Source organism: Paludibacter jiangxiensis (assembly GCF_001618385.1).
GTDB lineage: Bacteria > Bacteroidota > Bacteroidia > Bacteroidales > Paludibacteraceae > Microbacter > Microbacter jiangxiensis.
Map to the genome: position 1 here is coordinate 463,046 of NZ_BDCR01000003.1, position 19,675 is coordinate 482,720.

At 44.2% G+C, this 19,675-nt stretch carries 17 protein-coding genes; 14 read left to right on the plus strand and 3 right to left on the minus strand.

The genetic code is table 11. From position 1 onward, the window contains the following. The 11 genes from PJIAN_RS08445 to PJIAN_RS08490 all read left to right on the plus strand — a co-directional run bounded on the left by PJIAN_RS08445 (position 1) and on the right by PJIAN_RS08490 (position 10,129). Positions 1–612, plus strand: a complete 612-nt coding sequence (locus PJIAN_RS08445; protein ID WP_068703990.1) for a DUF308 domain-containing protein — start codon at positions 1–3, stop codon at positions 610–612. After that, a complete protein-coding gene (mnmE, locus tag PJIAN_RS08450; RefSeq protein ID WP_068703991.1) occupies positions 605–2,002 on the plus strand; it encodes a tRNA uridine-5-carboxymethylaminomethyl(34) synthesis GTPase MnmE in 1,398 nt (465 codons plus the stop codon). The genes PJIAN_RS08445 and mnmE overlap by 8 nt, the downstream gene beginning before the upstream one ends. A 59-nt stretch (positions 2,003–2,061) precedes the next feature. Continuing rightward, positions 2,062–2,214, plus strand: a complete 153-nt coding sequence (locus PJIAN_RS14910) for a hypothetical protein (RefSeq protein ID WP_153802527.1) — start codon at positions 2,062–2,064, stop codon at positions 2,212–2,214. 113 nt (positions 2,215–2,327) lie between these two features. After that, entirely contained in the window at positions 2,328–3,134 is an 807-nt protein-coding gene (locus tag PJIAN_RS08455; protein ID WP_153802528.1) for a hypothetical protein, read from the plus strand. 178 nt (positions 3,135–3,312) lie between these two features. Continuing rightward, positions 3,313–4,002, plus strand: a complete 690-nt coding sequence (locus tag PJIAN_RS08460; RefSeq protein ID WP_068703994.1) for a hypothetical protein — start codon at positions 3,313–3,315, stop codon at positions 4,000–4,002. A gap of 382 nt (positions 4,003–4,384) precedes the next feature. Beyond that, complete coding sequence (locus PJIAN_RS08465) at positions 4,385–5,509, plus strand: DEAD/DEAH box helicase (RefSeq protein WP_068703995.1); 1,125 nt, start codon at positions 4,385–4,387, stop codon at positions 5,507–5,509. 33 nt (positions 5,510–5,542) lie between these two features. Continuing rightward, positions 5,543–5,974, plus strand: a complete 432-nt coding sequence (locus PJIAN_RS08470; protein WP_439951404.1) for a cold-shock protein — start codon at positions 5,543–5,545, stop codon at positions 5,972–5,974. Between the two features lie 126 nt (positions 5,975–6,100). After that, positions 6,101–6,436 (plus strand): RNA recognition motif domain-containing protein, encoded by a 336-nt coding sequence (locus PJIAN_RS08475; RefSeq protein ID WP_068703999.1) that lies wholly within the window; start codon positions 6,101–6,103, stop codon positions 6,434–6,436. 113 nt (positions 6,437–6,549) lie between these two features. Next, positions 6,550–7,182, plus strand: a complete 633-nt coding sequence (gene trhA / locus PJIAN_RS08480) for a PAQR family membrane homeostasis protein TrhA (protein ID WP_068704001.1) — start codon at positions 6,550–6,552, stop codon at positions 7,180–7,182. 306 nt (positions 7,183–7,488) lie between these two features. Continuing rightward, a complete protein-coding gene (gene rbp / locus PJIAN_RS08485) occupies positions 7,489–7,818 on the plus strand; it encodes an RNA-binding regulator (RefSeq protein ID WP_068704002.1) in 330 nt (109 codons plus the stop codon). Positions 7,819–8,053: 235 nt separating this feature from the next. Then, entirely contained in the window at positions 8,054–10,129 is a 2,076-nt protein-coding gene (locus PJIAN_RS08490; protein ID WP_068704003.1) for a S9 family peptidase, read from the plus strand. 79 nt (positions 10,130–10,208) lie between these two features. Here the strand turns inward: PJIAN_RS08490 and PJIAN_RS08495 are convergent, their stop codons facing one another. Next, positions 10,209–11,414 carry an alkaline phosphatase family protein gene (locus PJIAN_RS08495; RefSeq protein ID WP_068704006.1) on the minus strand — a complete coding sequence of 402 codons (1,206 nt, stop codon included), beginning with the start codon at positions 11,412–11,414 and terminating at the stop codon, positions 10,209–10,211. A gap of 252 nt (positions 11,415–11,666) precedes the next feature. On the opposite strand from PJIAN_RS08495, the gene PJIAN_RS08500 reads away from it, so the two are divergent. Further along, complete coding sequence (locus PJIAN_RS08500; RefSeq protein ID WP_172795591.1) at positions 11,667–12,731, plus strand: acyltransferase; 1,065 nt, start codon at positions 11,667–11,669, stop codon at positions 12,729–12,731. Positions 12,732–12,830: 99 nt separating this feature from the next. On the opposite strand, the gene PJIAN_RS08505 is transcribed toward PJIAN_RS08500, so the two are convergent. Next, complete coding sequence (locus tag PJIAN_RS08505; RefSeq protein ID WP_172795592.1) at positions 12,831–15,095, minus strand: family 20 glycosylhydrolase; 2,265 nt, start codon at positions 15,093–15,095, stop codon at positions 12,831–12,833. Between the two features lie 142 nt (positions 15,096–15,237). Then, complete coding sequence (locus PJIAN_RS08510; RefSeq protein ID WP_068704019.1) at positions 15,238–17,487, minus strand: GH92 family glycosyl hydrolase; 2,250 nt, start codon at positions 17,485–17,487, stop codon at positions 15,238–15,240. Positions 17,488–17,743: 256 nt separating this feature from the next. Here PJIAN_RS08510 and PJIAN_RS08515 point away from each other — a divergent pair, with 256 nt between their 5' ends. Continuing rightward, positions 17,744–18,493 carry a YaaA family protein gene (locus PJIAN_RS08515; RefSeq protein ID WP_068704020.1) on the plus strand — a complete coding sequence of 250 codons (750 nt, stop codon included), beginning with the start codon at positions 17,744–17,746 and terminating at the stop codon, positions 18,491–18,493. A gap of 28 nt (positions 18,494–18,521) precedes the next feature. After that, the gene (locus tag PJIAN_RS08520; RefSeq protein ID WP_068704022.1) at positions 18,522–19,658 is read left to right on the plus strand and encodes an NAD(P)/FAD-dependent oxidoreductase; all 1,137 of its coding nucleotides are present in this window, start codon (positions 18,522–18,524) and stop codon (positions 19,656–19,658) included. The last annotated feature ends 17 nt before the right edge of the window (positions 19,659–19,675 follow it).

The window sequence follows — 19,675 nt, forward strand, 5'->3', positions numbered from 1 at the left end:
ATGAAAGAATCGATATTAAGCCGTTTTACGGCCCGAACCGACTGGATGTTGCTTCGCAATATTATCTGCATTGCAGCCGGAGTCCTTCTTTGGATGTACCCCGATGCTTTTGCCACCGGAGTTGTTGTTGGAATCGGTATTTTACTGGTACTTTACGGAGTAATTTCCTTTCTGCTCTCCTTTCGCCATGCAATTCGCAACATGTTGATTCACACAGCATCTATTAACTCAATTGTTTCATTGGTTGTAGGTTTGGCATTTATCATCAAACCCTCTTTTTTTGCGCAATGGTTCATTGTGGTTATTGCCATTTGTATCATCGGCCTCGCCATATTGCAACTCATTGAAATCACCTCGCTCCGCAGCTTTAACAGCTCCGTGTCGGCACTCTACTACCTGAGTCCGTTGGTCTTATTGGGACTTGGCATTCTGGTACTGGTTAAACCCGAGGGAGTTGTCAACCTGATAGGCTACTTTGGAGCTGCAGCCCTTATCTACACCGGCATTTCGGGCATATTCCTGACCATTCGGTTAAAGAAAGAAAACAAGCGAAAATCAGTCGCACCAACAAGCGGAATGCATTACACAAGTCAAGATTTTTCGAATGAATAACGATACTATTTGCGCTGTTTCAACAGCTCCCGGACAAGGAGCAATTGCTGTTGTGCGCGTTTCGGGGCAACATGCAATTGCCGCCTGCAATACTATTTTCAAAGCTAAAAATAATACACGCGATGTACTCTCACAAAGAGGACAAACGGTGAGTTTCGGCAACATTATCAATCAAAAAGGAGAAACGGTAGATGAAGTTTTGCTAAGCGTTTTCCGTAATCCTCACTCCTATACGGGCGAAGATTCGGTAGAAATTTCGTGTCACGGATCGGCATTTATCCAGCAACAAATACTTCAATTGCTTATTGCAAACGGTTGCCGCATGGCCGAACCGGGCGAATATACGCAACGCGCCTTCATGAACGGCAAAATGGATTTGTCGCAAGCCGAAGCCGTTGCCGACCTGATTGCCGCCGAATCGGCAGCTGCTCACAAATTGGCTATCAACCAACTCAAAGGTGGATTCTCAGAAGAACTCAATCGCTTGCGTGCAGAATTACTCGACTTTACCTCATTGATCGAGCTCGAACTCGATTTCAGCGAAGAAGAGGTGGAGTTTGCCAACCGCGACCAGCTCAACACACTGATTAACCACATAGAACTGGTTACCACCAAGCTAATCAACTCGTTCAGCGTAGGAAACGCCGTTAAAAACGGAATCCCCGTTGCCATTGTCGGCGAAACCAACGTAGGCAAATCGACCTTGCTCAATCGTCTGCTCAACGAAGAACGAGCCATCGTTTCCGATATTCATGGCACCACGCGCGACACCATCGAAGAGGTAATGACTTTTGGCGGTGTGCAATTCCGCTTTATCGACACCGCCGGTATCCGCGACACCCGCGATAAAATTGAGAGCCTCGGCATAGAACGCACCTTCCACAAAATCGATCAGGCAACAATCGTTCTTCCGGTGCTCGACTCTACGCGCAGCATCACCGAGCTGACACAGTTTGCTACCGATATCGTCGAAAAAACAAGCGGAAAACAGCGCATCTTCATTGTCAACAAAATTGATTCGCTGACAGAAGAAAAACGCACGGCACTGCAAGCTTTGCCGGTGTTGATGAATGAACCCTGCTGTTTCTTGTCGGCCAAATTCGGACAAGGCTACGAAAAGCTCCAACAAGCACTGATAACTGCGGCCAATATTCCTGAAATAGACGCGAGTGACGTAATCGTAACCAATGCCCGCCATTACGAAGCTTTGCTAAAAGCGCAGGAAGCCATCCTGCGGGTAATCGAAGGGTTGAACAACAACATTTCAGGGGAGTTCGTCTCGCAGGATATTCGCGAAGCAATTTATTATCTGGGACTTATCACCGGGGGAAGCATTACCAACGACGAGATTTTGGGTAATATCTTCCATAAGTTTTGCATTGGAAAGTAGAATAAAACTCTGTCTTTCAAAAACATATTTAATAAGAACGATACCCACAAATCGATTCCATGTCGATTGCTATCTCCACCCGTAAAGCATCATTTTGCGACTCACACACAAAGGCTGCCTTCTCTGAAATTCAGGAGGCAGCCTTTGTTTTTAGCGTCTTCCGTATGACTACACATACCATCGACTATTCTTCCGTAACGGTTCAATATTAACATGTTAAAATCAACATCCGGCACACACATTTTTCCATCTGACATTAAATTTGTTACAGCATTTCGCACAGCGCGCCAAAGCACAAGGTAAACTTCATAAAACAGAACACTTTATGGAACGGATAATAACTTATTTTGTGTTGTCTTTTGCTTGCTTTCTCTTTGCGAACTATCAACTGCCTGCTCAATCGAATGAGCTTTGTCACATCTACTTAAAAGATGGAAGAGTTGCAAAAGGAGAAATCACAGAGAACATCCCCAATGAATTGGTACGTATTAAAAATGCGGATGGCAAGGCCCTTATTTTCACTTACCCTGAAATTCAAAAAATAGTTCCTGATTCTATCGAAAACAAAGTTCGATCCGTTTATATAACATTAAAAAATGGAGTGCAAATCAAGGGCCTATTTCTTCAGAGCATCCCAAACCAATCTATCACTATTCAAACTGCAAACGGAACGACACAATGTTATACCTATGATGAAATCCAAACAATCCGTTACAGCAACAAGCCGCTGCTGCCAAAGAAACCCGGAGCTGCCTTTGTTAATTCACTGTTTTTTCCCGGTCTTGGGCAGTTCTACAACGGACAAAAAACCAAAGGAATAATATTCAGTTCAATAGGAGCAGGTTCGTTGAGTGTGATAACATATTGTGCTATTACCATGTCGCACAAAGACGAACCTTTTATGGAATTTTTCATTGGAGGTATCAGCGCTGTAGTTTTTTCATTAGACTATCTGGCTTCTTTGATTGATGCACCGATATCAGCCTCCAAAATAAACAAAAGACACCGAAATGGCATGTTCAGCTGGAGTTTAGGGAAGGAATCGCAACTTGGAATTTCGCCTAAATTTACCTTCCGTTCCCTTAATCACACTGAAAAAATGATAGGTCTGAAACTTCGCCTGTCGCTGTAAATTGTTAAAATCCTCTCTTTGCATTGGAAACACTGGATGCCCACCCGGTTTGCCCAAGGATCACTATGAAGCCCTGAAATCTTGTTAATTGAGGATAATATTTACTACTGAAATTATCGACGGTTTGTTTTTTTCGTAAGTTTGCCGCATAAATACTCACAACGTAATTTTTGCCGGCATGAAGAGAATTACAACACTTATATTATCGCTGTCACTATTCGGCGCTTTGGCTTTCGGGCAATCGCCTGAAAAACTTTATGCAGGAGACAAAAGCGTCAAGCAACCGACGATTACGATGCCGGCAACCGACTCATTATCCAGACAAGAGATCAGCACCATTGCTCCGGCTCCGGTCAATCTGCCGTCATTTTATCTGAACGACTCTTTATCGCAAAAAGTACAGCAACTCCCAAAGCCGGTTTTCTCACGCGGACCCTTTTTTATCAACGAACAATTTTCGGTAGCACTGGGCAAGTCGAGCTATAACTTCAAATACGAAAACATCACTTCGTTCGGCACCTCGTTTCTGTTTCGTCCCTTGAACAAGCTTACGTTTGAAGTGTCGCCGGTGATTGCGCATTACTTTTTCGGCAACAAACAACTCTCCCCATTTACCGATTTTTCGTGCAGCTTTGGAGCGCAGTATAATCTTTCGGAAAAGGTAGCGGTCAAGGCTTTCGGACAGGTAAGCGCCTCCACGAATACTAACAAATTCTACGGTTACGCTCCTTTTGTGCCTCAAAATGCCTATGGCGTGGGATTGAAATATAAGGCCAATAAAAACCTGAGCTTTGAAGTCAGCGTCGAACAATCGCAATACAACGGCATGTGGTATAACGAGCACAACGGGATGCAGACGACTTATTAAGTTGACGAAACTACAGAAAGGGAACCGCCGCGATGGAAACATTGTAACGGTTCCCTTTCTATTGCAAATAAGTGAAATATAATCCGTACCTTTGCATCCAGAACAATCAAGTGAGTATTGAATCCTTCTCTACAATGTTTTGCTCCGTCAGCTATTGGCGGAACTACCATCGTCAAAATCGACATCAAAATCAGCTTTCTTGTTTCGAAAGACCGGTCACGCAAGTAAAAATTGCATCGGCTTTACCCGACAAAAACCAAGACCAGCAAACAGATGTTTGCCTACAATAAGCTTTTACACCGATTCCGCACCATCTCCTTTGTAAATAACTTATTGGCATTTTTTAATTAAAACAAAGACGACGGATGTCGTCGAACAATTCATGACATTTAAAGAACTTAATATTTCAGAGCCTATATTGAAAGCTCTGGCAAACAAAAATTACGAAAAACCGACACCCATTCAGGAGCAGGCCATACCGGGAGCGCTCGACGGCCGCGACTTACTGGGCATAGCACAAACAGGAACAGGCAAAACAGCGGCATTCGCGATCCCCATTATCCAGCAATTAGACCAATCTCAGATCAAAGGAAACAAGCGTGTAATCAGGGCTCTGATACTTACTCCCACACGCGAGCTGGCCATTCAGATCGACGAGTGTTTCACCGACTATGCAAAATATACCGGCTTACGTAACACGGTAATATTCGGAGGGGTAAATCAACGTCCTCAGGTAGAACAGTTAACGCGCGGAACCGATATTCTGGTGGCAACACCGGGAAGATTACTTGATCTCATACAGCAAAAGCATATCAAGCTTGAACATATTCGTCATTTCGTGCTCGACGAAGCAGACCGAATGCTCGACATGGGCTTCATTCACGATATTAAACGTTTGTTGCCTCTGTTGCCCAAGCAGAAACAGACACTGTTTTTTTCGGCAACCATGCCTCCGGCAATCGCTCAACTGTCCAAAACGATCCTAAATAAACCATTACGTGTGGAAGTTGCTCCGGTTTCCTCAGTTGTTGATACCATTGAGCAACATCTCTATTTTGTTGAAAAGCCCCAGAAAAGCGAACTGCTTGTTTCTTTGCTTGAAAAAGCACAGGACAAATCTGTTCTGATTTTTTCGCGAACCAAGCATGGAGCCGATAAAATTGCCCGTATACTGGGAAAGAAAGGCGTTGGATGCGAGGCCATTCATGGCAATAAATCGCAGGGAGCACGACAACGGGCACTGACTAACTTCAAATCGGGCGCCACCAAGGTAATTGTGGCAACTGACATTGCTGCGCGGGGAATTGACATTGCCAATCTGGAAATTGTCATCAACTATGACCTGCCCGATGTAGCCGAAACGTATGTACACCGCATCGGACGAACCGGACGTGCAGGTAACCGAGGCACAGCGCTCTCGTTTTGCGCAGAAGAAGAACGCAGTATGCTTCGTGATATTCAAAAACTAACAGGCAAAACATTGAATGCAAAGCCTATTCCAGCATAAAGAATCTCAAAATAAACAATAACCGCTAAATTAATTTCAGTGAATAAAAAAGAATTAGAAAAGAAGAAAGAACAGAAAAAAAGAGAAAAGCTAAAACGCAAAGAAGAGCGCAAAGCCAGTGGAGGTAGCAAATCCTTTGAGGATATGATTGCCTATGTAGACGAATTCGGCATGATTACCGACACCCCGCCGGATCCTACAAAGAAAACAGAAGTAGAACTCGAATCTATTGCCGTTTCTTCTCCGAAAAAAGAAGATATTGAAAAAGAACCACTTAGAGGCCGTGTGGAGCACTTCAACACAGACAAAGGATATGGATTTATAAAGGACATGGGAAGTGTAAACAAATACTTTTTTCATATCAGCAATGCGCCGGAGAATATTTCAGAAGGAAATATTGTTACCTTTGAACTGGAAAAAGGACAAAAGGGCATGAATGCTGTGCGAATTGAGCTTTCGAAATAACACATTCAATTCATCGCTCCAGAGGCTTAATAACAAGACACATTCCCGGAAAACATCCCGGATGGTGTTGAGAATCTTCAGCAGCATAAAGGTCCATCAGCCTATTGCAAAACAAATTATATACTGATGAATATTTACGTTTCAAACTTAAGTGACGATACCACAAACGACAGTCTGGAAGAGTTATTCGAAGAATACGGGATTGTAACCGGTGTTAAAGTCATGGTAGACAGAATGACCGGCTACCCCAAAGGCTGCGGGTTTGTAGAAATGCCCAATGACATACACGGACAACGCGCCATTGACAATTTGCACGATACCGAATTTGAAGGCAACAAAATTAGTGTGAGTGTTGCCCGCCCTAAAACCGAACAGAATAACAGAGGGTATGGTAATCGTGGTGGTTATAATGGTGGACACAATAGCGGATACAATGGTGGATACAACCAAAGACGATATTAAGCGGCTTCGGGTTTAATCAACCCGAACCGTTTCTTTTCCGTTTTTATTCGCTTATGCTAACAGTCGCGAAATTTAATCATTGAAACGTTCAACGTTATAATTTGAATTGCGCAATGTCTTCCACCACCCATGTTTTTCCTCCACGAAAGGCTGAAATTGCCAATAGCATCACTCATGCTTTCGGTATTATTTTCAGCACAATAGCAATCCTCCTGTTATTCAGAAGTTCCGCCATGATCTCCGAAACCCGTTTCGGCATTCTGGCATTTGCCTTTTGCATGTTCGAAATGTATAGCGTTTCAACAATCTACCATTTGGTGAAACCTATAAAATTGAAAACAACTTTACGCTTGTTCGATCATATCTCCATCTATTTTCTGATAGCAGGAACGTACACACCATTTATATTGCTCTGCTTACAAGGTTCTCTCAAATGGTTATTGCTATCTGTTATTTGGGGTATTGTGGTCTTAGGCATTGTGTATAAATTGGTATGGTGGAAACAACACCCCAAATTATCGCTCTACATATACCTCGCAATGGGATGGATTATCGTTTTTTTCATTCGTCCGGTATATGAGGCTCTATCGTTCGAAGGCTTTCTGTGGCTTATTGGCGGAGGAGTTCTTTATAGCATAGGAACAATATTCTACGCCAACCGCAAACCCCTGTATAATCACGCCGTTTGGCATTTGTTTGTACTTGGCGGAAGCATCTGCCACTTCATATCTATCCTGTCAATCTGAAATCATTCAATAAGTTCTGCAATTGCTCCACAGCTAATTATCTGCCATAAAAAAGTTTAACGAAACACAGCAAAAGCGGATATTTTGCAGATCCAATTCTAAAAGAAACTTTACGCATCAAATATTTTTTTCCTATTGTATGATAATTCAATGGATTATGCGTATCTTTGCACCATCATTGAACAACAAGTCCGGGTTTATTCGCTATTCAATCCACTTCATTTCTCGATTAGGATTATTATAGAGTTTCTTTCTCTGCCTTTCTCTTCAATAATAAATCAAGTTTTATTTAATCCTAATTTCAAAATGAACATTTTTGTAGCAAAATTAAGCTTCAACGTAAACAGCGCTGAACTTGGAGAACTTTTTACCGAATTTGGCGAAGTAACTTCCGCAACTGTAATCACTGACAAAATGACCGGCCGTTCTAAAGGTTTCGGTTTTGTAGAAATGCCTGACAACGATGCTGCTAAGCTCGCTATCAGCAAATTGAATGATGCTGAAGTTGACGGTCGTACTATTGCTGTTTCTGAAGCTCGTCCCCGCGAAGAAAGACCTTATGGAGAACGCCGTCAGGGTGGTTACCAGGGTGGTGGCAACCGCGGTGGTTACGGTGACCGTTCCAGAAGATATTAATCGTAAGATAACCGATATTGAAAAATGCCTTTACTTTTAGTAGAGGCATTTTTTTGTGCTATAATCTGCAAGAGATGCCAATTCGATGAAATATTCAGAATAACCGGAAAACGTGATTTTCAATCGTTTTTTTTGCGAATCTTCACTTCAAAAACATCTCTCAAAACTCATTGATTTAAGCATAAATATGTACTTTTGTAATCGTTTTTCACCAGTACTAATTATCATTATCAATATGAAGAAACTGATCTCGATTCTCTCCCTGTTGATTTGCGTGGCTGCAATATCAGCATTTGCTCAGAAAAGAGCCTTCACCATCGCCGATTTGTATAAAATAAAAGGCGTGGAAAGCCCGGTAATTTCGCCCGATGGCAACCGGATTGCCCTTGCCGAAAGAAGTTACGACCTGCCGAAAGGCAAATCGTTTTCCAATGTTTACATAATGAATACCGATGGCACCAACAAGGTGGCTATTACCACCAGCGGAAAAGCCAACACCCCTTTCTGGAGCAGCGATAACAAGAATCTTTATTTCGTCTCTTCCGAAAGCGGCGCCCCTCAGGTCTATCGCTATTCGTTTGCTGACTCTAAAACAGAAAAGCTTACCGATTTTTCGATGGGAATTGGCGGACCGGTTTTGTCGCCCGACAACCAACTGATAGCATTCACGGCCGACGTATATCCCGAATGTGGCGCCGACAGCCGCGCAAACGCCATTGCCGATTCGCTGGCTGCCAACGGACCGACTCAGGCTTATATGGCCGACCACCTGTTGTTCCGTCACTGGACATCCTACTCGGAAGGAAAATGTTCGCACATCATCATCTATAACCTTGCGAAACAGACCTACACAGACCTGACTCCGGGCAATTTTGTTTCACCCATTTTTATGCTGGGCGGAGGCATCGGGTTTAATTTCTCTCCCGACAGCAAGGAACTGTGCTTTGTTTCCAATCACACCGATCATCCCGAAGCCAACACCAATGCTGATATGTATTTAATACCGGTAACTGGCGGGCAGGCGGTAAACATCACAAAAGATAACACGGCATGGGACGGTTCGCCTATCTATTCTCCCGACGGAAAATACATAGCCTACCGCAAACAGATGGTACCGGGTCATGAATCGGATCGTTTTCGTCTGGCTCTCTACAACCGTCAGACCGGCACATCAGAAATCATCACCGACGCATTCGACAACTGGGTGACCGATTTCAAATGGAATGCCGACTCCAAATCAATTTATTTTTCGGGCGATGTACAGGGCAATCAACCGATCTACAAAATTGAAATTGCATCGAAAAAGATCACTCCGGTTAGCGGCGACAAAGCCACTTTTGCTTTCGATCTCGACAACAAAGGAAACATTTACTACACTGCCAGTTCTACCGGCAAACCGGTTGCGCTCTATCGCCAGAGCCTAACCAAAGGCAAAACCACACAGATCACCTTCTTAAACGAAGAGTTGGAAAACACAGTGGATATCCGCCCGTCCGACACACTTTGGGTGGCCGGTGCCGACGGTCGTAAATTGGAAGTGTTTATTGTAAAACCTCACAACTTCGATCCGAACAAGAAATATCCGCTCATTCTTAACGTTCATGGTGGCCCGCAAAGCCAGTGGATGAACTCGTTCCGCGGTGACTGGCAGGTATATCCCGGTGCCGGTTACGTGGTGGCCTACCCCAACCCGCACGGTTCTACGGGTTACGGACAGGAATATACCACCTCCATCTCGGGCGACTGGGGCGGCAAGCCGTTTGTTGACCTGATGAAGGTAACCGATGCATTGGCTAACCTGTCTTATGTGGATTCTACCCGCATGGGCGCCATGGGATGGTCCTACGGCGGCTACATGATGAACTGGTTTCAGGCTCAAACCAAACGTTTCAAATGTCTGGCTTCGATGATGGGCTTGTTTGATCTGGGATCGATGTGGGGAACAACGGAAGAAGTCTGGTTTCCGAACTTCGATCTGAAAGGTCAGCCCTGGAATTCAAACTTGTACAAGAAATGGTCGCCCTCGGAATACGTAAAGAACTTTGCTACCCCAACCCTGATTATCACCGGCCAGCTCGACTTCCGGGTATCGTACAACCAGAGCCTGCAATATTTCACCACTTTGCAGACGCTGAATATTCCGTCGCGCCTCATTATCCTGAAAAACGACGGTCACTGGCCCAACACGGTAAAATCGATGCCACTCTACTACGATGCACACCTCGATTGGTTCCACAAATACCTGGGCGGCGATCCGGCACCGTATGACGTAGACAAACTGGTAAAAAACCAGGTGTTCAATACAAAATAAAAATCGATACCGCCTATCAAATAAAAAATGCTCCGACTTTACATGAAAGCCGGAGCATTTTTTATTTCTACCCAAACGCTTATCTGCTCTTCAACAGATCTTTCACCCTGTCGAAATTACCATCGGTTTTTTCCGGAGTGATTCCCATCAAATAGGCCAACAGCGGATAGACATCCACATTGACAAATCCTTGAGAGACATACCCCTTTTTGAAATCGGGGCCGTAAGCATAAAAAGCGACCTGCATATCGGGTGCATCCGGATCGTAACCATGTGCCCCTTTGTTGGGCGAAGGTTTAGAACCGAATTGCCATCCACAATCGGGGCATACCACCACATCGCCTATCCTATCGCTGGTGCCATAATGCAACGATGCCGGGACCTCCTCCTTTTTATAGGCTTTGATATGCGGAATTTTATTCAAGGCAATCAGCACCGAGTCGCGATATCCGAAATGGGTAAACAATGAGGTAGGATTGGCTCCTTCGGCTCTATCAATCCAACGGGCAGGCAAATAATTCTCCATTTGCACAAAACGATCGGGACTAATTGCCGTCATGCCGTGGTCGGCAGTCACAATCACATTCACATTTGACGCTACCGGCAACTGTTTAATTTTCTTCATCAAATCACCGATCAGGCTATCCAACCGATGAACTTCTTTTGCCACCTCCGGGCTCCGGGGACCAAAATGATGTCCTTTCGCATCGGGCTCATCGAAGTAAAGCATAATCAGTCGGGGCCGATCTTCCGGCTTCATTCGCAACCACGAAATAACAGTATCCACACGGGCTTCGAAAGAGATCATCGGTTTTTGATCGTAAATTTTATAGTAGGTAGGATGCGTATTTTTAATGGCGATATCCGATCCCACCCAATACACATTTCCGGTTTTCACTCCCTGCTTCTGCGCTGTGATCCAAATCGGTTCTCCCAAATAGTAGGCAGGATTGTTACGCGTTGCAGAGTCTCCCATCGAATAACGAATCCCTGTTTTCTTATCCCAGAACGAGTTGTTAACAATGCCGTGATGGTCGGGAACCAAACCTGTAGCCAGGGTATAATGATTGGGAAAGGTGGATGCCGGATAAGAGGGTTTCATACTCACTGCCCGCACCCCGAGATGAGCCATTAACTGCAAATTTGGCGTGGAATACATCGAGGGATAATCCCAGCGAAACCCATCCAGCGAAACAATAATGGTATAATTGTCGTTTCCGGTTGCTCCTTTCGCCACAGACGCCACCACGAAACACAATACCAACAACACAATGTTCTTACGCATACTATTCTTCGGTTAAAGTAAAATTGCATGCAAAAGTAACGATTCTCCGGCGAAAAGCTGATGAATAAAGCCGATGCCCACTGTTTTAATAAAAAATCAATCTATGCCGAAATATTTATTTGTGACTTAATGTTCAGCTATCCTGTTTCAATGCATGAGAATAACATGTTAATCACGCGTTTTGTAAAGATACATGAAGCGTCTCTACAATTTTTCTTACTTTTGCAGCACCAAACAGACAACCGATTCGGAATGGCACAAACCAATTACAACACACCGCAGTCCGCGGCAAAAACCCTTTGGTACGACAACCTGCGGGTGATCGCCACCATCGGGGTAATCGGTATCCACGTCTCGTCAGATTACCAACCGTCGTCGGGGTCCATTTCCGAATACAGTTTTTGGATCGGCAACATCTTTGATAGCCTGTCGCGGTTCAGCGTACCGGTTTTCGTCATGCTTTCCGGCGCGTTGTTGTTATCCAAAGAATATCCCATCGGCGTTTTCCTGAAAAAGAGATTGATGCGATTGGTGATTCCGTTCCTCTTTTGGAGCTGCATCTACATTGCCAAATCGCTTTGGGATATGCACGACGAAGGTGTTCTACTGACGCCCTATTCCATCGCACGCGAAATTTTCGTGCAGTTCCGCGACGGCAGTTCGCTTCACTTCTGGTATATCTACATGATTGTCGGCGTCTATCTTTTTATCCCCATCATCGGAAAATGGGTGCGCAACAGTACGGAGAAGGAACAACTCTACTTTCTGGGTATTTGGGCATTTACCATCGTTTTCGGACAACCAATAATTGAAAAACTGAAACCGGATATCGAATTGAGTTATTTCAGCGGATTTCTTGGCTATCTGGTGCTTGGTTATTACCTGAAAAACAAAACTTTCAAAAGCAGGAAACAACAAAACACGTTAGCACTTAGCTTTCTGTTTGCGGGATTGCTGTCGACCATCTCCGGCACCTACCTGATTCTCCGGTTCAAGCATGAGTATGCTTCCACCTTTTACGAATGCCTTTCGCCCAATATCCTGCTCTATTCCATGGGAATATTTCTGCTACTGAAAGACAAAGACATCCGTTTTCGTCCGTTTGTAAAGGTGCGTGATTTTATCTGCCGCTACAGCTACGGCATCTTTCTGGTGCACGTACTCATCTTCTTCCAGCTTGGCGACTACGGCATCAACTGGCAACTCATCGATCCGATCGTCGGCATTCCGGTTACCATTCTGGTGTGTCTCGTCATCTCGTCGGCCATTATCTTTGTGGTAAATAAACTACCTTACGGGAAATATATTTCGGGATAACATCCATAACCACAAGAAATGAAGGAAAATTCAGGAGTAAAATAACGAAGCCGCAGTTAGAAGAACTACCTGCGGCTTTGTTGTATAAAGTGCAACCGGTTAATAGTAAACCGGAGTCGGGTTTTCGCGATTGGTATTATCCACCGGACGAAGGGTTGGACGAGCATCCACCCATGCTGAAACTACCCCGCCCAATGTTCGGTTGAGAAGCACCACTTTGATAGGATAATAACCGGCCGTAAGGGGAACGGCAACATCCGATTTGGCATTCTTCTTTATGCCCTTATTTTCGATCAGCAGCTTGTCGCCAAGGAAGAACTGATCGCCGAGGCAATGCAGAATATAAGATCCGTCTTTCTCAACATAGATGTAACCCTCAAAAATAGCAGCACCACCGGCTTCTTCTTTCTTCTTTAGCTTGAAGAAGTCGTTCAGAGTGGTTACCACAGTATCTTTCCAGTTGGTCACCGATGCCAGTTGTGCAACCGCTTTGAAATCGCCATCTTTTACAAAACGCATCTTCATCCCTTTTTGCAAACCTTCCATTTTTTCAACGCCGCGATATGGAGTCACCTTTGTCAAGGTAATGGTACGTACCGGGCTCAGTTTTCCATGAGGCAATACGCTACGAATTTTCATCACCGATGACTTTTCAATCGTAATCGGTTGCGCATAAACCGCCGATGATGCGGTAGGCTCCGACCCGTCGAGCGTATAAACTATTTTCACCGGACGGTTACTGGTGAAGGGCAGAGTTACTTTATCCGCAAATTGAATGTAGTTCATATTACCTTCCGGCATCGGAATATAATAGTTGAGGTTGTGATAATCCCAACGCACTTGTTGATCATCAAGACGTTTGATAAAATCATCCACATTTTTGTTCTCCTTCTGCGTCCACCCCACCTCAGCAATAGCCGGCACACGCGGAAAATACTGGAATTCTATCTGAGAGGGTTCGTACATGTATTCCTGCCAGAGATTACCCTGCAAACCCAGAACATGATGAGCTTTATCGGCTGCAATTTCTTTCGGAACAGGGTCATAACTGTAAACTTTTTGCAAGGGTGAAAAACCACCAATCTTTAAGGGTTCGCAAAGCAAATCGCCCTGATAAAAGTCGAGATAAACGTAGCCGGAAGGCGTCATCACCACATCATGACCGGCATTGGCTGCCTCGATACCCCCCTGCTCTCCACGCCACGACATAATCATTGCCGTAGGAGCCACACCGCCTTCAAGAATTTCGTCCCATCCAAACATGCGTTTCCCCTTTGCAATAAGGTATTTTTCCATCTTTCTGGTGAAATAGCCTTGCAATTCCATCTCATTTTTCAAGCCCTCCTTTTTTATCAAAGCCTGACATTTGGGACACTCATGCCAACGTATCTTCGGACATTCGTCGCCTCCAATGTGTACAATTTTCGAAGGAAACAATGCACACACCTCGTCGAGAACATGGTAGAAGAATTTGTAGGTATTTTCATTTCCCACACAAAAAACATCGTCTTCAATACCCCAGATGGTACGTGGTTTGAAGGGGCCGCCGGTGCAGGAGAGTTCGGGATAAGCCGCAAGTGCAGCCAGCGCATGGCCCGGCATTTCAATTTCGGGAATAATCTCGATGTTGCGGGCCGCCGCATATTTGATCACATCTTTGACCTGTTCCTGCGTATAGAAACCACCATATGGTTTACCATCGTCAATGCGATTGGAGCCGATCTCAGTCAGCTTCGGATAGCGTTTAATTTCGATGCGCCATGCCTGGTCTTCTGTAAAGTGCCAGTGGAACTTGTTGATCTTATATATAGCAAACAGATCGAGCATCTTCTTGATTTCGTCAATGGTTGTGAAATGACGGCAACAATCGAGATGAACCCCGCGATACGAGAAACGGGGCACATCGGTAATGGCAACACAGGGAACCTTCCACACTGCAGCAGTTTTTGTTTTACTTTCGATTTGGGGAGGCAAAAGTTGCAGCAACGATTGAACACCGTAATACAAACCGTTCTGCGCAGCTGCTTCTATATTGATCTTGTTTTTATCCACCGTCAGACGATAGCCTTCCTGACCCAGTTCGTTGTTATTTACCAAAGCAAATACTATAGCGGCCTTTTGCCCGTCTTTACTATTTCTGAGGGTAATACCGGCTGCCAAAGCCAGCTTCTTTACCAGCAGTTTTTTTCCTTGGCAATCGGATGGAGCCTGTACCGTCATCCCGTTTTTAAAAACGAAGTCACCGTCATTCACGGTAAGCTGATTTGGTTTCGGGATAATAGTGATATTCGATTCTCCCGCTATACAACGAGTTGAAAAAAATAGCACACTGATTATCAACCCCAGCGTTTTCCAGTTTTTCATCATCAATTATTTAATCAGGTTATGTAGTTATAAAGTTCAAAATTTCAAGTTCAAAGCTGCAACATCTAATGATGGTTCAGCGCCTTGCCTCAAGCTGTCACCTCTTCATGCTGATCTCACCTCCAATCAATCCGGTCTCAAATCAGAAGACTCGAGATTGCGGGCGATCTTCCGGTTTTGCCCCGAAATCCTTATTGGGTTGATCTCCCATCACAAACTCGAGAGTGCCTCCGTCTATAATTTCTTTGTAAGTGATAAACGAATGGCTATAGGGTTTGCCATTGAGTTTTACCGATTGAATGTAAATATTGGTGGTTCCGGGCTTACGAACATTGATCGTAAATCTCTTTCCGGCAGGAAGAACGAGCGATGCTCTGTCGAACAACGGAGAGCCGAAAACGAAACATCCACTGGCTGGGTTCACCTGATAGAAGCCCAACGAAGAAAGAACATACCAGGCCGACATTTGGCCGCAGTCTTCGTTTCCGCTCAAACCTGCAGGCTTATCAAAATAACGGTTTTCGAGAATATAGCGGATTTTTTCGGCGGTTTTCCACTGCTGTCCGGCATATGCATAGAAATATGCAATGTGATGACTAGGTTCATTACCGTGAGCATACTGACCAATCAACCCTGAGATATCGGGAGAGGCATTATCGCCCATATCGCCCTGCACAATGAACAAGCTGTCCAGCTTTTGAACAAAAGGTTTTTCTCCTCCGAAAAGAGAGATCAGACCTTCCACATCCTGCGGAACCAACCAGGTGTATTGCCATGCATTTCCTTCTGTATAATCACCCCATTCGTGAATCGACCTGAACGGATCAAGAGGCTCACGGAATTTTCCATTATCCAGCTTCGGACGCATAAAGCCTGTTTTCGGATCAAAGTATTCGGTATAAGCTTTTGCACGTTTTGCATAATACTCATAATCGCTCTGCTTCCCGAGCTTTTGAGCCAATTGAGCTATTGCCCAGTCGGAAAGAGCATATTCCAGGGCTTTGGAAACCGATTCTTTTTCTTTATCCGCAGGAATATAACCTTTGGCTTTGATATAGTTCATCCCGTAATCGTCGCGCATGGAAGAGCCCTTCATGGCTTCCAGCGCCAACTGCGGATCAATTCCTTTGAATCCCTTAAAAATAGCATCTGCGACAACCGGAACAGCCGGATAACCTACCATACAGTCGGTTTCGCAACCCATCAGAGGCCAGATAGGCAATTTCCCCTGTTGTCTGTAAATGGCAAGCATCGACTGTACCATATCAGAAACACGACCGGGTTGAACCAACGTGTAAAGAGGATGAGCTGCTCGATAGGTATCCCAAAGAGAGAATACTGTATAGTTGTTGAAACCCGGATTTTTGTACACTTCCTTGTCGGTTCCACGGTAATCGCCATTATGGTCATTAAACAAAACAGGAGAAGTAAAAGTATGATATAACGCTGTATAAAAAGCACGAAGCTGGTGTTTATCTTTCGTTACAACACTCACGCGTCCCAACTCTTTGTTCCAACTGGCATAAGCCTTATCCACTACCTGCTTAAAATTCCAGACCGGAATTTCTGCCGCAATATTTGACAATGCATTTTCTTCACTCACAGGAGAAATGCCGATTTTCATCATAATCACCTCTCCCTGGTCCGTTCGGTAGTTAATAACCAAAACAGCGGAGTCTCCCTCCAGAACGTCACCTGATTTAGGATGCATACCATCGAACAACAATGTTGCGTCGGCAGGACGGGATAGTTTGATTGCAAAATAAAGACGCTGATCTTTCGACCATCCGGTTGAAAATCGATAACCTGTATATGTAGAAGGATCTACTTTTTTGATGAACGTTTTCACTGGCCTGTCCCAGCCAATACCCATTGCCAGATTAATACCGATATGAGCTTCTGTCGACTGCGGGAAAGTATATTTATGGAAAGCGACACGTTCGGTTGCCGACATTTCAGCATTAATCAGATATTGCCGAAGATTTACCGAAAAATAACCTGGCTTTGCAATCTCATCTTTGTGTGTATATTTGGTTGCCCAGCCTGACAATGGGGCTTTATCTGTGCCCGGAGCAAACTGTACCTTTCCGATATAAGGCATCACCAAAATATCACCCAAATCGCCTACACCTGTTCCGTTCAGGTGTAATTGCGAAAATCCGGTCAGAATACTGTCGGAATAGTGATAGCCGGAACACCAGTCCCAACCTTTCACGTAATTTGTCGGGCCAACCTGAACCGCTCCGAACGGCACATGAGCCCCCAAAAACACATGACCGTGATCGCCAGTGCCAATATACGGATCAACGTATCCGGCAACATCGCCAGACTGTGATTTTGTTGTCTGAAAGTTGACAAGCAACAGAATCAAAACAAACAAGACATTCTTCATTGTAAATTTAGCATTTATTTAAGGATCAACATCAGAAACATCGCAAATAAGCGATTGTCTCACAAATATAAAGACTAAAGTGCGGAAATAACTGGAAAACGATAACAATAACCAATGCTCACTCAAACAACCTCAAACCTTTTTGAATCTTTCGTTACAAGAGCTCAATCCGACTGCATCTCCTGATTTATTTCTTGTATCTTTGCAACACAAGCGTTCAGAACGGCGAATTTATAAAAAAAATAAGCGGAACTACATGCTAATTATATTATCTCCTTCAAAAACAATTAATTTTCACACCCCTGCTCCACCATTCGAGACGACATGGCCGATTTTTTCATCTAAAGCCAACAAGATCATTACTTCGCTCCGCCATTTTGCTGCCGAAGATATTTCCCAACGCGAGCGTGTAAGCCTGAAAATTGCGTTTGCTACCCGCGACTATTTCCATTCTTTTTCCACGACTCAACACGTGGGAAAGCCGGCCTTGTTTGCCTATACCGGGAATGTATTCGACAAGCTGAATCCATCTGATTTCAGCAAAGATGACATAAACTTCACACAGGAACACCTCCGCATTTTTTCAGCCCTTTATGGCGTACTTCGCCCGATGGACATCATTCAGCCTTACCGTCTTGATATGAATTCCAAACTCATTGACGGACTTTATGACACCTGGCAAGAACAGGTGACAAAAGAAATTTCCAAATTGCTCAAAACTGATGATAACACTTTGATCAACTTAGCTTCGGCTGAATATTTCAAAATGCTGAACCAAAAACAATTGCCCGCACATTGCAGAATAATCACGCCCGTTTTCAAACAGGAGCACAACGGCAAGTATACGGTCAACAGCCTTTTTGCCAAGCAAGCTCGCGGATGGATGTCGCGTTTTATCATAGAAAACAGGATAAGCAATCCCGAACACTTGCAGGGATTTACGGAAGGAGGATACTATTTCCGGCCCGAGCTATCGAACAATAAGGAATGGATATTTACCCGATAATCAACACCATTAAATAATAAAAATAACAATGAAAGAGTTTGACGTTCTGATAATAGGAGGCGGCCCTTCGGGTGCCATGACAGGCATAGAACTTCAAAAACATGGATTCAACACCTGCATCATTGACAAGGCGTCATTTCCAAGGGAGAAGTTGTGTGGTGGTGGACTAACCCTGAAGACAATCGAATTGTTAGACACTTATTGTCCGGAATTGGATAAAAGCGCTTTTATTCTTGGACAGTCCGACAATGTGGACTTCTACTACAAAACCGATCAAATAACACACACCAAAATAAACACGCCTTATTTCTTTACAGACAGAAAACTTCTGGACACAAGTCTGATTGAACTGTACAAAGAAAAAGGAGGCACACTGCTTGAAAATACGCGTATCAATGCGAAAGATATAAATTTCACAGAAAATGTGATACTGCTCGGGAACGATTCACTGCGATACAAATACCTTATAGGAGCTTGCGGATGCTCCTCCTTACTGACCAAACCTTTCGGCATATCAAGGAATGATTACTTTTGTGTGGAAGCCCGGGTTGCAAAAGAGACGACGGAAGAGCAGCCCTTCCGGATTTATCTAGGACCTGTCCAAAACGGCTACGGCTGGTATTTCCCGAAAAACGATCATGACGTTATTGGTGTGGGGGGCAAAAACACGAATAAGACATTACCCAAACAAGCTGAACTGTTTTTCCAGGAAGTAACAAAGACGACTGGCCTTCCCTCAAAAGGAGCATTTATTCCTTCCGGCAAGAAAATCAATGCTCTGTCGGTCATGGATAACACAATTTTGGTTGGCGATGCCGCCGGGTTCATCGACCCAATTACCGGAGAAGGCCTTTACTACGCTCTATTGTCGGGAATCTTTGCTTCCGAGTCGGTTCTTGAAGCATCAGGCAACCCAAAGAGATCTCTCCAAAAAATTTACACCTGTAAATGCAGTAAGATCAAGAAGAATATGAAATGGGGATACCTGTATCATAAATTTTTACATGCAGATACGGTCACACCCTACTTCATTAAAGCATTACAAGACCATCCTCATTTTGTAAAATATTATCTCGAAGATGTAATATCAACCTATCGTTTCAATTACAAGAACTTTATCTGGAAATATTTTATCAAAATCAGAAAATCATTACATGCCCAATAAACTTCTCAAGACAACAC

What these genes read in the sequence shown, in the direction of transcription:
- PJIAN_RS08460 (WP_068703994.1), top strand. Translation starts at nt 3,313, where the DNA reads ATGAAGAGAATTACAACACTTATATTATCGCTGTCACTATTCGGCGCT.
- mnmE (WP_068703991.1), top strand. Translation starts at nt 605, where the DNA reads ATGAATAACGATACTATTTGCGCTGTTTCAACAGCTCCCGGACAAGGA.
- PJIAN_RS08445 (WP_068703990.1), top strand. Translation starts at nt 1, where the DNA reads ATGAAAGAATCGATATTAAGCCGTTTTACGGCCCGAACCGACTGGATG.
- PJIAN_RS08495 (WP_068704006.1), bottom strand. Translation starts at nt 11,414, where the DNA reads ATGCGTAAGAACATTGTGTTGTTGGTATTGTGTTTCGTGGTGGCGTCT.
- PJIAN_RS08490 (WP_068704003.1), top strand. Translation starts at nt 8,054, where the DNA reads ATGAAGAAACTGATCTCGATTCTCTCCCTGTTGATTTGCGTGGCTGCA.
- PJIAN_RS08520 (WP_068704022.1), top strand. Translation starts at nt 18,522, where the DNA reads ATGAAAGAGTTTGACGTTCTGATAATAGGAGGCGGCCCTTCGGGTGCC.
- rbp (WP_068704002.1), top strand. Translation starts at nt 7,489, where the DNA reads ATGAACATTTTTGTAGCAAAATTAAGCTTCAACGTAAACAGCGCTGAA.
- PJIAN_RS08465 (WP_068703995.1), top strand. Translation starts at nt 4,385, where the DNA reads ATGACATTTAAAGAACTTAATATTTCAGAGCCTATATTGAAAGCTCTG.
- PJIAN_RS08455 (WP_153802528.1), top strand. Translation starts at nt 2,328, where the DNA reads ATGGAACGGATAATAACTTATTTTGTGTTGTCTTTTGCTTGCTTTCTC.
- PJIAN_RS08505 (WP_172795592.1), bottom strand. Translation starts at nt 15,095, where the DNA reads ATGAAAAACTGGAAAACGCTGGGGTTGATAATCAGTGTGCTATTTTTT.
- PJIAN_RS08510 (WP_068704019.1), bottom strand. Translation starts at nt 17,487, where the DNA reads ATGAAGAATGTCTTGTTTGTTTTGATTCTGTTGCTTGTCAACTTTCAG.
- PJIAN_RS08475 (WP_068703999.1), top strand. Translation starts at nt 6,101, where the DNA reads ATGAATATTTACGTTTCAAACTTAAGTGACGATACCACAAACGACAGT.
- trhA (WP_068704001.1), top strand. Translation starts at nt 6,550, where the DNA reads ATGTCTTCCACCACCCATGTTTTTCCTCCACGAAAGGCTGAAATTGCC.
- PJIAN_RS14910 (WP_153802527.1), top strand. Translation starts at nt 2,062, where the DNA reads ATGTCGATTGCTATCTCCACCCGTAAAGCATCATTTTGCGACTCACAC.
- PJIAN_RS08500 (WP_172795591.1), top strand. Translation starts at nt 11,667, where the DNA reads ATGGCACAAACCAATTACAACACACCGCAGTCCGCGGCAAAAACCCTT.
- PJIAN_RS08515 (WP_068704020.1), top strand. Translation starts at nt 17,744, where the DNA reads ATGCTAATTATATTATCTCCTTCAAAAACAATTAATTTTCACACCCCT.